Origin of the sequence: Salinimicrobium marinum (assembly GCF_014651535.1) — a bacterium.
GTDB lineage: Bacteria > Bacteroidota > Bacteroidia > Flavobacteriales > Flavobacteriaceae > Salinimicrobium > Salinimicrobium marinum.
Genome location: NZ_BMXB01000002.1, coordinates 303,772 through 317,540 on the forward strand (window position 1 = coordinate 303,772; position 13,769 = coordinate 317,540).

The 13,769-nt window shown below is 39.0% G+C and carries 10 protein-coding genes; 3 read left to right on the plus strand and 7 right to left on the minus strand.

Annotated features, from left to right (window positions below; all coding sequences use genetic code 11):
• Nucleotides 1–132 precede the first annotated feature (132 nt).
• On the plus strand, nt 133–2,172 hold the full coding sequence (locus IE056_RS05345) for an aconitate hydratase (RefSeq protein WP_189603651.1): 2,040 nt from the start codon (nt 133–135) through the stop codon (nt 2,170–2,172).
• A gap of 257 nt (nt 2,173–2,429) precedes the next feature.
• Here IE056_RS05345 and IE056_RS05350 read toward each other — a convergent pair whose 3' ends face one another.
• A complete protein-coding gene (locus tag IE056_RS05350; RefSeq protein WP_189603652.1) occupies nt 2,430–3,314 on the minus strand; it encodes a 3-hydroxyacyl-CoA dehydrogenase in 885 nt (294 codons plus the stop codon).
• Nucleotides 3,315–3,618: 304 nt separating this feature from the next.
• Here IE056_RS05350 and IE056_RS05355 point away from each other — a divergent pair, with 304 nt between their 5' ends.
• Nucleotides 3,619–4,170, plus strand: coding sequence for a DUF4251 domain-containing protein (locus IE056_RS05355; RefSeq protein WP_189603653.1), 552 nt, complete (start codon nt 3,619–3,621; stop codon nt 4,168–4,170).
• A 289-nt stretch (nt 4,171–4,459) separates the two neighbouring features.
• Here the strand turns inward: IE056_RS05355 and IE056_RS05360 are convergent, their stop codons facing one another.
• From IE056_RS05360 to IE056_RS05380, 5 genes are all read right to left on the minus strand, one after another.
• Nucleotides 4,460–4,945 carry a DUF6265 family protein gene (locus IE056_RS05360; RefSeq protein ID WP_189603654.1) on the minus strand — a complete coding sequence of 162 codons (486 nt, stop codon included), beginning with the start codon at nt 4,943–4,945 and terminating at the stop codon, nt 4,460–4,462.
• 13 nt (nt 4,946–4,958) lie between these two features.
• Complete coding sequence (locus tag IE056_RS05365) at nt 4,959–7,109, minus strand: ATP-binding protein (RefSeq protein WP_189603655.1); 2,151 nt, start codon at nt 7,107–7,109, stop codon at nt 4,959–4,961.
• Nucleotides 7,110–7,392: 283 nt separating this feature from the next.
• Nucleotides 7,393–8,970: a Ppx/GppA phosphatase family protein gene (locus IE056_RS05370; protein ID WP_189603656.1), complete on the minus strand. Its 1,578-nt coding sequence runs from the start codon at nt 8,968–8,970 to the stop codon at nt 7,393–7,395.
• Between the two features lie 273 nt (nt 8,971–9,243).
• Nucleotides 9,244–11,568, minus strand: a complete 2,325-nt coding sequence (locus IE056_RS05375; RefSeq protein ID WP_189603657.1) for a beta-glucosidase family protein — start codon at nt 11,566–11,568, stop codon at nt 9,244–9,246.
• Nucleotides 11,569–11,643: 75 nt separating this feature from the next.
• Nucleotides 11,644–12,210, minus strand: coding sequence for a Crp/Fnr family transcriptional regulator (locus IE056_RS05380; RefSeq protein WP_189603658.1), 567 nt, complete (start codon nt 12,208–12,210; stop codon nt 11,644–11,646).
• A 223-nt stretch (nt 12,211–12,433) separates the two neighbouring features.
• Here IE056_RS05380 and IE056_RS05385 point away from each other — a divergent pair, with 223 nt between their 5' ends.
• A complete protein-coding gene (locus IE056_RS05385; RefSeq protein WP_189603659.1) occupies nt 12,434–13,174 on the plus strand; it encodes a hypothetical protein in 741 nt (246 codons plus the stop codon).
• A gap of 91 nt (nt 13,175–13,265) precedes the next feature.
• Here IE056_RS05385 and IE056_RS05390 read toward each other — a convergent pair whose 3' ends face one another.
• Nucleotides 13,266–13,721, minus strand: a complete 456-nt coding sequence (locus IE056_RS05390) for a KTSC domain-containing protein (protein WP_189603660.1) — start codon at nt 13,719–13,721, stop codon at nt 13,266–13,268.
• Nucleotides 13,722–13,769: the final 48 nt, after the last annotated feature.

Sequence of the window (13,769 nt, forward strand, 5' to 3'; positions counted from 1 at the left end):
TAGGGGCATTTATTTGCTGAAATTAATTTTTTCAAATTAAGCTTTGTCAGGGACAATAAGATATAAGATATTGTTAAACACATCTACTAATCGCTTAAGAATTTTTAATTTAAAGGATAAAATAAACCAACTATGTCAAAATTGAATGTCACTCAAAAATTGATCAAAAGTCATTTGATCAAAGGGGAGATGACCCCCGGAAAAGAAATAGGAATAAAAATAGACCAGGCACTTTTGCAGGATGCAACCGGAACATTGGTACAGCTGGAATTAGAAGCAATGGGCCTTGACAGAGCCAAGACAGAAGTTGCCGTACAATACGTTGATCACAATTTATTACAAACAGATTTTAAAAATGCAGATGACCATGCGTTTTTACTTTCGGCTTCACAAAAATTCGGAATCTGGTACAGTCGCCCAGGAAATGGAGTGAGTCACCCCGTACATATGGAGCGTTTTGGAAAGCCCGGAAAAACCATGGTAGGGTCTGATAGCCATACCCCATCTGCCGGATCTCTGGGAATGCTGGCCATTGGTACAGGAGGACTGGATGTCGCAGCAGCCATTGCAGGACAGCCTTATTTCGTGAAAATGCCACAGGTAATGGGTGTAAAGCTCACAGGAAAGATGCCCGATTGGGTAAGTGCAAAAGATGTGATCCTTGAAATGCTGAGAAGGTATGATGTAAAAGGTGGCGTGGGAAAAGTAATTGAATACTACGGGGAAGGATTGAAAGAATTAAGTGCGATGGACCGGCACGTGATTGCCAATATGGGAGCGGAGCTTGGTGCCACCACTACTGTTTTTCCCAGTGATGAAGAAACAAAGAAATACCTGAGATCTCAGGAAAGGGAAGAGGATTGGACAGAATTATTGCCCGATGAAGGTTGTACCTACGATCTGGAAGATGAAATTATTCTTGATGATCTTGTGCCTTTAATAGCCTTGCCTACCAGCCCCGGAAATGTAGTTCCCGTGAGTGAAGTGGCAGGGAAGGAGATAGGCCAGGTAGTGATTGGTTCCTCGGCAAACCCTGGAGTTCGTGATTTCTGGGTGGCAGGTGCCATCGTAGATGGAAAAGCCACCAGGGAAGAGGTTTCCTTTGATATCAATCCAACTTCCCGACAGGTGATTCAGAATTTGATCGCCAATAAAGGATTTGAAAAACTTATTGCTGCAGGAGCACGTTTCCACCAGTCCGGTTGTATGGGATGTATAGGAATGGGACAGGCTCCGGCTTCAGGAACCATTAGTTTAAGGACCATGCCGCGTAACTTCCCGAGTAGATCGGGTACAGAAGATGACCAGGTGCATTTGTGTAGTCCGGAAACGGCTGCGGCTTCAGCACTTACTGGAAAGATTACAGATCCTCGGGATCTGGAGAAATTGTACGGGATGAAGTATCCGAGATATGAATATCCGGAGAAAGAACTTATCAATACCATGATGCTGGTCGCTCCACCGGAAGATACTTCGCATGTGGAACTTAAAAAAGGTCCGAATATCAAGACCTTACCGACTATAGAGCCTTTAATGGATTCTTATGATGTTCCGGTATTGCTTAAAATGGGGGATAATATATCCACAGATGAAATTCTAAGGGCAGGGGCGGAAGTGTTGCCTTTCAGGAGTAACCTTCCTGAAATTAGTAAATTCTCCTATTCAGTCATCGATGACTCCTTTTACGAACGTGCCCAGCAGGCGAAGAAAGATTTTGGCGGACACATCGTAGTTGCAAAAGACAATTATGCCCAGGGATCAAGTCGTGAACACGCCGCACTCGCACCAAAATATCTTGGACAGGTTGCCGTAATTGCAAATTCTTATGCCAGGATCGCATGGCAGAATCTTGTGAACTTCGGAATCATACCACTGGATTTTATAGACATAAACGATTATGATAAAATAGAACAGGGAGATGTAGTAAGTTTTACAAATCTTACTGAAGATATCAGAAACCGAAACAATATTCGGGTGAGAGTTCAGAAAGCTGAAAAAGGTGCAGACCCAGTAGAATTTGAAGTTAAACATTCCCTAAGTGATCGGCAGATCCAGATCCTTCTTAAAGGTGGAATCATTAATGAATTCAAAGAAAAACTGAGTAATAAAGATGTAAATGCTGTAGATGAGAATACAGTAACCAGTGAAAATGAACAAAATCAAATAAAGTAAAGTAGTTAGTTTAAAGTTTGATTGTTGGAGCCCCTCCGGAAAAATTTCCGGAAGGGCTTTTGTTTTATTGCATTCACTGATTTACAAGTTCAAAACATTATAAACAATGAGGCTATGTAAAAAGCTTTAAAATCTTCATTCTGAATCTATTTCAGAATCTTATTCTACTGATTTCCATAAGTAATAAGACCCTGAAGCAAATTAATTGACGAAAAAATGCTTTTTAAACAGCCTCTAAATATATGTTTGAAAACAGATTATTTCAAGAAATCTTCCTTTTCGTATTCCGGGTTCGGATAATTATAAAAACCTTCTCCTGTTGCAACTCCCAGTTTTCCTTTATCAATAAAGCGTTCTTTCAACATTACGGCAGCCTTTTGTGCCTTTGGATCGGGATTGGCTTTGGTAATATTATACGCGGTATTTAACCCAACGATATCAAAGATCGCAAAAGGACCCTTTGGCGCGCCGGTAGCGACCATCCAGGTTTTGTCTACTGTTTGGAAATCGGCTACTTCATTGGCGTAAAGGAAGAGTCCGGCGTTGAGAAGTGGTACAAGCAGGGAATTAAGCACATATCCCGGTTGTTCTTTTTTCACAGGGATGACCACCATTCCGATATCTTTGGCAAACTGGGCTACTGTTTCGAAAATTTGAGGATCGGTTCCCGGGTGTCCCATTACTTCGGCAGTATTTTGTTTCCAGATTTCATTTGCAAAATGTAGTGCAAGGAAACGTTCGGGACGTCCGGTTTCATTAGCAAATTGGCTGGGAAGAAGCGTAGAAGAGTTGGTGGCAAAAATTGTCTTTTCGGGTGCCAGTTTACCCAGTTTAGTATAGAATTCTTTTTTGATCTCAACATTCTCGGGAATTGCCTCTATAGCAAGATCGGCATCTTTTACGGCCTCTTCCACATCGGTGGAGTAAGAGATTCGCCCGTAAGCAGCCTTAACAGCATCCTTTGGTGCATTCAGATCTTCTATAAACCGACCGCCGATGCCGGAGAATTTTTTTCTGGCTTTCTCCAGAAGTTCTTCATTAAGATCATAGATGATGACAGAAAAATTATGATAAGCTGCCTGATAGGCAATTTGTGCTCCTAAAACTCCGGAGCCGTAAACAGTTACATTTTTGATTTGCATAATTATTTATTTTAATTAGTACTTAAGCCAGATTCATCTGGTTGCATGATTTACTTTAAAATGCTATTTTTCAATTTATTTTGTTCCAATTTTATCTTAAAATTTCATCTCTACCTGGAATTTATGATCCTGTAATGTTTATATTTACAATACTTTAGCATGAGGAAGCAGTTAATTTTTGTGCAAGGAAATAGGGGACTGGTGTAAATTTCAAAAAAGTGAAGCTTTGTATTGAAGGGTGATAGTGTGAGAATTTTTGGGCTGAAATTTGCTGATATATCTCAAGAAAGAATAGTACAGGAAAATGAAAATTATCAATAAATCATTGAATAAAAGATCAGGATATTATGTTTGGGGTTTTTTACCAATCCTGATGCTGTTGCTTGTATCATGTGGCAGTAATCGAGCAACAGATTCTTCAGATAATAGATCCAAATATGAGGAAATCAGGGAATTGGTAGAAAGCAGGGAATTCCAGGTAGAACATGAATGGGCGTTGCCCCTGGGTGGTGGCAATATTAACCTGATTGGGAATCCAAACTCCATTAGATTTCAGAAGGACAGTATAGATCTATTCCTGCCGTATTTTGGAGTAAGACATATGGGAGGTGGATATAATACCGAAGGCGGCCTGAAGTACATAGGACCTGTAAAGAATCTCGAGATTGTTGAAAATGAAAACCGAAATATAGAAATTAGTTTTGAAACTACTCAGGATAATGAAAATCTCGATTTCAGGATTATGGTTTACTCCAACGGAAATGCTCATACTACGGTAAACAGCTCACAACGAAACAGTATTTCTTATAGAGGTGATATAGTGGATCTGCCTGAGAAGTTTAAAAAAGAAAATTAAATTAAAAGTAGGGGAATTAAGATATTATCAAGATAATCTCAGGAAAGGGTAAAAACAGTCAAGCCAGGGAATCCTCAAATTTTCTATTTTACATAATATAAATTATAGTTCAAATGTGGATGTATGGAAATATTAGTCCAACGCGGCTTGTTTAAGGTTATAGCAGATTAGCTCTTCTGTATTCTCTCAGTGATTATCTCAAATATTTTCTGCAATATGCTGAATTCAGATCTAGTTTCTTTCAAAAAAGAAGTTTGCTCATTGATTAGGATTTATGCCTGAATAAAAGTTATTTTTTTTTCAGGCTATGGATCTTTTTAAAATTAAAGGAAATTTTCATTTCTTCATCAGTAATCATGGCTTTCAAATTGTCAGCTTCTTTGTAGTACTGAATGAGTTTCGGAAATTCATTCTCGGGATTTTCACAGATAAATTCTTCTTTCCCGAATTTAGTCAGTTTAAAAACTGTTGGTTTTGTTTCTCCTTTTCCTGCTACTTCAAATCTCCAAATACCATTCAATTCAACTAAGTTTATAGTTTCTTTCCAGATGGTATCATTATTCTGCAGCGTATATCCAAATCCATGGTATTCCGTCTTATTCTTTTTAGACCAGGATTCAAAAGTTTCCCTGTCCTCCTGTTCGTTAGTTCTTCTCCAATTACCTAATAGCCAATCAAAGTTAGTGGCTTCCGCTTCTGTAACAACTAAAGAAGCTGCAGGATTTTTGCAGGAAAAAATAAGAAGCGGTAAAATGATCAAAATCAACTTTTTCATTAACGTTAAATGATTATAATGTTCTGGTAAAGTCCTTACTACTGGGATTAAGATATTTATGTAATAATTTTATTAATACTTTTTTATCTATGGGCTTTGGGATGTAGTCATTACATCCAATTTCAATAAATCTCTCCCGATCGCCAGGCATGGCGAAAGCGGTTTGGGCAATAATGGGAATAGTCGGGTTAAAAGTTCTTATTTGTAAAGTTGCTTCCTCTCCACTCATTTTTGGCATTTTTATGTCCATTAATACCAGAGAAATTTCTTTGTCATCACGCACCATTTCAACTGCACCTTCTCCGTTCTTTGCATGTAAAATATTGGTTACTCCCATATTTTCGATGATTTTTTTCAGAATTAAATAATTTAGTTTGTCATCTTCAGCAATCAGGATTTTTTGGTTTGGCAGCAGTAATACTTCACTTTCCTCTTTACTTGTACCAGATGTTGCAAGAGTGACTTCATCCTTTGGAATATTAAAAAAGAAGGTGCTGCCCTTCCTCTCTTCAGATTCCACCCATAACTCACCACCAAGCATCTTTGCATAAGCCCGGGCTATTGATAACCCCAAACCTGAACCTTCATGTGGCCGACTCAAACTGGAGTCTGCCTGTACAAATCTGTCAAATATTACCTCCAGTCTATTTTCTGGAATTCCTATACCGTTATCCTTTATATAGAATACAATATCACCCTGTTCATCACGACTTCCAATTTCTATTGTTCCGTCTGTAGTAAATTTGTTGGCATTGCTCAACAAATTGATGAAAATGCTGCTCAGCATTTCTTTATCTGTATGCAGGACCGTTTGAGTATGAAAATACTTGCTGGTACACATGATTTTATTATTTTTTTTTCCTGCTATTGGAGTGGCAACATTTACATGATTGGCTAATATCTGAGAAAGATTAAAATTTGTTTTGTTAACTTTTATTTGTTGGGTTTCTACCTGTGAAATGTCTATTAAATCATTCACTGTGGATAACAAACGGGCACCACTCAATTCTAATACTTCATAATATTTTTCACGCATCTGCTTATCTACAGATGGTAATTTTAAAAGGCTAATTGCTCCCATAATAGCATTCAACGGGGTACGAACTTCGTGACTTATATTTTGGAGGAAAACACTCTTTAAGCGGTTACTTTCTTCTGCTTTTTCCTTAGCTTCTTTCAGTTTTTCTAATGTTGCTATTTTCTCTGTAATATTCTCTCCTAAACTGGCTATACCCTTTACTTTTCCAAAATCATCCACTATAATGGAGTTGTGCCAGGAGATAAACAATTCTCTTTGATCCTTGGTGAGAATCTTACTTTCAAAATGATGTATATCTTCTTTGTTTTTAAATAATTGCCTTAGCCCTTCCACTGTGTTTTCTTTTTCATCTACAGGAAAAAAAATGTCCACAGTATTTTTCCCTATTAGTTCTTCCTCTGTATAACCAGTAATGGAAAGCAAATATTTATTACAAAATGTGATTGTATTGTTCAGATCAATATTAATAAAGACCATATTAATATTGAGCATCATTTTGGTAAACCGCTGTTCCGATTCATATAATCTTTCCTGTGCTTTTCGGTTTTTCCAATTTTCCAGTTGCCTGTTCATCAAAGCTCCGAGCAATACTGTGATGACAGGATAGATAATTATTACTGGCAAAGCCATAAATTTAACATCCAGGGATCCATCTGCGGGAAACAATATGGGCAGGAGCATCATACACACATGTACTACCACTCCAAAAAGATATAACGAAACTATGCTGTTTTTGCCCCCTCGTCTTTGTTGAATATATCGCCATCCTATCCCCAGCAAACCGGATATTATAATGAGACCGACTCCTGTTACTACAAAATTCCCACCAACAAACAAGCGGTAACCTGCTGTAATTAAAATGGCTATTATAGTAGGTACGGCCCCCAGATATAAGCCTGCTATTGCCAGTAAAATCGAACGTAGATCAAAATAATGCCCCGGCTGATAAGTCCATGGGGTAAACATTAGCAAAATTCCAATACCCCCAACAATAACACCTGCAAAAATATTGGGCATCAATTTTTTAGAATGAGTAGAATCAATCCACCGGGTAGCATATAAAAAACTAAAAACCAGGAGCAATGCAACATTTTGTATTAATCCTGAAAAAAAAGAGTAATCCATATATTATGGTGATTTGGAAACCGTCTGTTTTAGTTTTAAATTATACTTTTGATCACGGGTGGTGAAAAATAGATTTATAGTTACGAGGCTATTCGGTTGGATTTGTTAATGCTGCATCATTGATTTATTTGACTACCAATATAAAATTTTTTTGCTATTAAATATTTAGTAATCATCTGGATACGCAGAAAAAGAAAGACTTTTTTTCAGATTCTGTGTCTATCTCCATACCTTTAGAAAGTGCTATAAAATTTTAGTAAACTTTTACCCCCCTCCTTCTCTTTTAAGGTTCCTTCGCAACAACAAAGATCTCCAGTTTTTTACCGGTGACCTTTTCGAAGAGCTGTGATTTCCGCAGAGCACCCCATATTTCCAATTCGGGATCGCCTTCGGTGGTGATGTAAAACATTACTTTTTCCTTTTCATTGATGATATCGAGTTCCCGTACGTTCTGGTAGTGGCTGCGGTCGAGTCCGTCGGCAACTCTTAAAATGGCTGAAAGCTTCTTCACCCGTTTTCTTAACGGCTTTTCCAGTTCTTTGTACGCAGGATGCCGCTTTTGAGGTGTTGACCTGCGGTGATATCTCGCCACATTGGCCATCAGGTTGATCTCGTCTTCCCGGAATCCCCGTAAATCTGAATTCCGGATCAAATAAAGGGCATGTTTATGATGTTTCCGGTGGGAAATGTGATACCCAATATCGTGCAGGAGTCCGGCGTATTCCAGTAATTCCCGATCCGATTCGGGGAGTTTCAGTTCGTCCCGAAGCACATCGAATAACTGCATCGCCATGTTGGTAACATGTGTGGAATGTTGTTCCTGCCAGTTACATTTACGAAGCAATTCATAGATGCTCCTTTTCCTAGGATCTGGAAAATGAGCAAGCATTTCCAATTCGGGTTTTCCTTTTTGGGTATTGATGAAATTCAGGATCATGCCGTCACGAAGTGCAGCTTCAGAAATCTTTATTTTTTCAATATTAAACTCTTTGATAAGGAATTTAAGAAGTACCATTCCGGGATTGATAATGTCAACCCTTTTCTCTTCCAGCTCCTTGATTTTCGCACGCTCCTTGCTGGTTAGTTTTATAAAATCCTTATAAAAAGAACCAAACTCATTACTGGTAAAAACCAGTTCATTCAGGATTCGTATTTCAGAAGAAGTGTTTTGTCCGGCGATCATGGCTGCAATATTTTCCATGGTTCCCGAGGAGCCAATAATCGTCTTCACCGGGTATTTTTGCAGAACTTCTGCAATCCCTGAAAGTTCTTTTTTAAAATGTAGCTTCAGTGCTTTTTTCTCTTGTTTTGTAATGGGATCCTGATTGACATATCGTGCCGCCATTCTTGCCACACCCAGTTTAAGGCTGGAGACATGTACAAATTCCTGCCTGTTTCCCACGATAAATTCTACGCTTCCCCCTCCAATATCCACCATGAGCACCATTTCTTCATCCAGGGAAACGCTGTGGCGAACCGCAAGGCCAATGAGTTCCGCCTCCATTTTTCCTGAAATTGCCCTTGCCTTGATCCCCACTTCATCGATCATCCGCTGAATAAAATCCCCTCCGTTATCGGCCTCCCTTATCGCACTGGTGGCATAGGCCAGGATTTGTTCCACTTGCTGACTGTCACACAGGAATTTGATCCTTTTCAACGCTTCCAGGCCTCTTTCCATAGCATCTTCGCTAAGATGATTGTCCATTCCTTTTTCTGCCAGGATGACCATTTCCTTTAGCTTGTCTATCGTACGAAAACTCCCGTCGGGATAAATATCTACTAGAACAGCATGAAAGGAATTCGTACCAAGATCTATGGCTGCAATTCGTTTGGTGGGTACCGGCCCGGCTTCAGGTGTCATAAATATTTATTTGAGTCTCTTGTGCTTCTAAAATAGGGAAATTCCTTGTAATGAGTACCAAATGAATTATTCAGGAGGAAAACAATAGTAAATAACAGCCTATGGCACCGACAGGGTCACTATTCAACCTGAAAGCTCAAGGTGCAGAATTCTATTTCCTAAGATTAGAAATCAAACTATTTCGCCTGATTTTCACCGGATATCCACCAAACAAAAAACCGCCTGAAAAATAAATCTTCAGACGGTCTGGGGTACAGAAAATGATCATTTTATTTAGTTTCTGGTAAGTTCTTCTATCGCGATTTCAGGATTAAAAAGATCTTGAGTAGTTTTAACTTCTTTTTCCTCAAGAAATAGTTCTTCTTCGAGTTTAAGAGTTTGAGAGTCTCCGGCGATAATAAAACGGTAATTACCGGCATCAAGTTTCCAGGAATTTGTTGCAGGATCGTAATAGGCAAGATCTTCAGCATTGACTGCCAATGTAATGTTCTCTGTTTCTCCCGAATTAAGATTCTTTGTCTTTGCAAAAGCTTTAAGCTCTTTTTCAGGTTTATCCAGGGAACCTTCAGGACTTTTTACGTACAATTGTACGACTTCTTTGCCGGCGGTTTCCCCGGAATTTCTAACGGAAAGTTCTAAGGTGATTTCCTTCCCGTCCCGGTTTACCTTCAGGTCAGAAAATTCAAAATTTGTGTATGAAAGTCCGAAGCCAAAAGGAAAGGAAGTTTTCACATCAAAGGAATCAAAATACCGGTAACCTACATAAATTCCTTCTTCATAAATTTCTTCGGAAGGAACACCGGCCAGGGGATTCTGTGATTTTGGAGCTGTCGTATCGAGAACAGTTCCCGGGAAATTTTTTCCGGAGGCAACATCATTAATAGAAACAGGGAAGGTAACCGGTAATTTTCCTGAAGGATTCAATTTTCCGGAAACCACATCGGCTATAGCATTGCCTGCTTCCTGCCCCGGTTGCCATGAAAGCAGGATTGCATCGGCAGCATCTTTCCAGCTTTGGGTTTCGATCACTCCGCCAATATTCAGCAGCACTACAAACTTTTTATTTTTTGAACGAAATGCATTACTGATATTCCTGATTACCTGTAGTTCTTCTTCAGAAAGCTCAAAATCGCCTTCCACAACTCTGTCCTGGAATTCCCCCGAAGTTCTTCCGAAGGTAAAAACCGCCACATCGTTGTTTTCTGCAATAGTTTCCAGTTCCCCTGCAGTCCATGTTTTTTCGGGCACCAAAATATCTTTCTCAAAGAACATTTCTTTTGGCGGGATCTTGGCTCGTTCTTCCTTCACATAAGACTCGTATTTTGACACAAGGTCCCCATCAAGTTCAAAACCTGCATTTTCAAAACCTTCGGTTACCGACACCATATATGCTTTGTTAACGTCGCCACTTCCCGTTCCTCCCGAAATAGTTTCTACTGAGGTCACCCCAAAAAGTGCAACCTTCACATTCTGATCCAGAGGAAGGGTTTGGTCTATATTTTTAAGCAGTACCATTCCTTCGGAAGCTGCTTTACGTGCAATTTTTTTATGGCCTTCCAAATCGGGCTTTCCTGTTGGCTTGTACTTTTTAAATGAAGGGGTTTTATAATATTGTTTCAGGATATTGCTCACATTCCTGTCCAGGATTTCTTCCGGTAATTCTCCATTATTAACGGCCTTTATGATTGCTGTAGCCTGCTGATTGGTACCCGGCATCAATAAATCATTTCCGGCCCTCATTTGCGCGACAGGATCCTTACCCGCAAACCAGTCGGTCATTACGAATCCTTCGTATCCCCATTCTTCCCTTAAGAGATTGTTGAGCAATTCCTCATTTTCGGAAGCATAGGTGCCATTGATCTTGTTGTATGACGACATGATTGCCCACGGGTTACTTTCTTCCACGGCAATTTCAAAACCTTTAAGGTAAATCTCCCGAAGGGCTCGCTGGCTTACCACCGTATTCAATTCTGTCCTATTCGTTTCAGAATTATTGGCCACAAAATGTTTTATGGTGGCTCCAATTCCTTCAGCCTGTACTCCGTTGACAAAAGCAGCAGTTATTTTTCCGGCTAAAACAGGATCTTCAGAATAATATTCAAAATTTCGTCCCCCTAATGGATGCCGGTGGATATTTAGCGCAGGTGCAAGCAGAAAATCAACGCCATATTCCTTCCCTTCTCTACCAAAAGCACTCCCTATTTCCTTAGCCAATTCAACATTCCAGGTGGAAGAAAGGCTTGTGGCTGTTGGGAAAGCAGTGGCATAAAAAGTTTCATCGGGGAACTCTTCGCGTACAGGACTAATCCTGATCCCGGCAGGGCCATCGGCAAAAACAACCGCCGGAAATCCGAAATTTTTATTGGTATAACTTGTACCGGCAGCTCCCGCCACTTTGTCTTTTGTAGTTCCCACAACTGCTTGTGGCGCATTACTCTCTTCGGTCATTCCGGGAATGTCCATTCCGGTGCCAATCACCAGGTACACTTTTTCTTCCAAAGTAAGCCGATCGACAATCTGGTTTATTTCAGCATCTGTTGTCTGTGCGAGCAACGAAAATGGGGCACAAAAAAACAGGGAGAACATCAATTTTTTCATATTTCAGGAAATTTGATTTTCTCAAATATGCCGAATTATATAATGAATTCCTTTGACAATTATCAAAAAAACACATTATATCTGTGCTCTTATTCTGCTAAGGGTTTCCTGTGTGATTCCCAGAAAGGTAGCTATGTTGTGTAGCGAAACCTGATGAATAATCTCCGGTTGTTCCTTAAGAAGGTTCTGGTAACGTTTCTTTGCAGTTTCAAATTGAATAGATTCCATTCTTTTCTGGGACGCAATTAAAGAATGGGAGAGAAATTCAATGATTAAGTTAGCCACTTCCAGATTACACTTCCTTAATTCTTCAAGTCCTTTGCGGGAGAGAAAAATAACCTCACTATCTTCTATAGATTCTATAATGAGATCACTGGGAGTTTTGTTAAAATAACTGGTGATGGAAAAACAAAAATTCTTTTCCCTGGCAAACCATTCGGTTATATTTTTTCCGTTCTTATAATAGAAAATACGCAGGAAACCTTTATTTACAAAATATATATGCCGGCAGGTTTCGCCATGATTCAGAAGATAGTCCCCTTTAGAAAGTGTTCTAAAAGAAAGGTGTTTTTGAAGCACCCGTTTACTTTCGGGGCTCAAGGGACTAATAGAATTTAATATGTCGAGGAATTCTTTAAACACTAAATTATTAATATGATTAAGATACATTTATTCTGAAAAGCACTAACAGATAATAATTTCCAGGAATTGTTCGTGTGATATACGAAAAAAATTTTCAATTTTCTTCGGAAAAAGCTGGTTTGCCTGGTTTTTTATTAAAAACCTTGTCCTGGAGCTAAATATTTTTCATAAAACACCTGAAATTTAATCAATAAAATTATTTTTACCACCTATACCATTATATATGAGAATCTTCTGCCTGCTTCTATTGTCTATTTTTTCTTGTAGCATTTATGCTCAGGAAAGGGAATTTATTACGGCTAAGGTGGTGAAGAATGATTCGGTGATGGAGAACGTACATGTAAACAACGTTTCAGCAAAGAAATTTTCGGTCTCCAATAAGAAGGGCCTGTTTTTCATAGATGCCAGAGCAGGAGATACGCTGGTGTTGTCTCATGTAAGTACCCGAGATTTTATAAAATTTCTTTCTGAAGAAGATTTTGAATCAGATCTATTACTTATACGAATGGAAGACAATGCGAATGAACTGGATGAAGTGATCTTGAACGAATATTCCCACATTAATGTAGTCAGTGTGGGCATCGTAGATAAAAAGGTCGAAATTTTATCTGAAAATGAAAGAAGGCTCCGCACAGCCGGGGATTTTAAACCTATTCATCTACTGGGGCTTTTGGGAGGTTCATTAGAGATAGATCCAATTCTTAATGCCATCAACGGAAGGACCAAACGCCTAAAAAGGAATATTAAGATCGAAAAAAAGGAAAATAACATTGCTCTCCTGCGTAACCAATTCTCAGATTATATGCGGAAGACCATGGAACTATCTGACGAGGAAATACTGCAACTCATCAATTTTGCTGTGGAAGAACCTAATTTCCAAATTATTGTTGACAGCGAGAATGAGGAGCAGCTAAAACTGTTTCTGCACGATACCTGGTTTAAATTTCAGAAGTTGCGTTCCTAAACTGTATAGCTCCCCGGGATTTTCAACCAAAATCTAACAAAAAAAGCCTTTCAAGCAAGAACTTAAAAGGCCGTTTTTTAATACAAAAAGTTTAAGCTTCCTGCAGTACTGCATCTTTTTTGGATTTCCTGTAAAGGAAAGAATTGAAAATACTTCTTTTTGCAAATCTAAACTGCCTGTCGGAATTTATTAATTTGATAAAAAGAGCTTTGTTCACTCCAAAATATTCATAGGTGGTACCATCTGTAAAGGATACTTCCAGTACATTCCCCTTATGCTGAAAGTCGGCAATTGCTGCTTCAGAAAGTGTTCTGTTATAATCTTCCAGGTTAGCCGCTTTGGTTTCGGGAGCAATGCTCACCAGGAAATGATACCCGTCAATGATCTGTTTACTTTTGATGCCGGCTTCCTCAAATCGCTCATCCCCTTCCTGAAATTTATCTGGATGCCATTCTTTTACAAGATTTCTATAGGTAGTTTTTAGTTGTTTTAGGTCGATTTCCTTTTCAACATTAAACAGTTTCTTGTATTCGTTTACACGCTTCATGTATGCTTATTTTAAATAAGCGGCAAAACTACGTCATTAATCCCGATA

Coding starts and splice junctions, on each gene's coding strand:
- IE056_RS05375 (WP_189603657.1), bottom strand. CDS start 11,568: ATGAAAAAATTGATGTTCTCCCTGTTTTTTTGTGCCCCATTTTCGTTG.
- IE056_RS05355 (WP_189603653.1), top strand. CDS start 3,619: ATGAAAATTATCAATAAATCATTGAATAAAAGATCAGGATATTATGTT.
- IE056_RS05345 (WP_189603651.1), top strand. CDS start 133: ATGTCAAAATTGAATGTCACTCAAAAATTGATCAAAAGTCATTTGATC.
- IE056_RS05370 (WP_189603656.1), bottom strand. CDS start 8,970: ATGACACCTGAAGCCGGGCCGGTACCCACCAAACGAATTGCAGCCATA.
- IE056_RS05360 (WP_189603654.1), bottom strand. CDS start 4,945: ATGAAAAAGTTGATTTTGATCATTTTACCGCTTCTTATTTTTTCCTGC.
- IE056_RS05390 (WP_189603660.1), bottom strand. CDS start 13,721: ATGAAGCGTGTAAACGAATACAAGAAACTGTTTAATGTTGAAAAGGAA.
- IE056_RS05350 (WP_189603652.1), bottom strand. CDS start 3,314: ATGCAAATCAAAAATGTAACTGTTTACGGCTCCGGAGTTTTAGGAGCA.
- IE056_RS05365 (WP_189603655.1), bottom strand. CDS start 7,109: ATGGATTACTCTTTTTTTTCAGGATTAATACAAAATGTTGCATTGCTC.
- IE056_RS05385 (WP_189603659.1), top strand. CDS start 12,434: ATGAGAATCTTCTGCCTGCTTCTATTGTCTATTTTTTCTTGTAGCATT.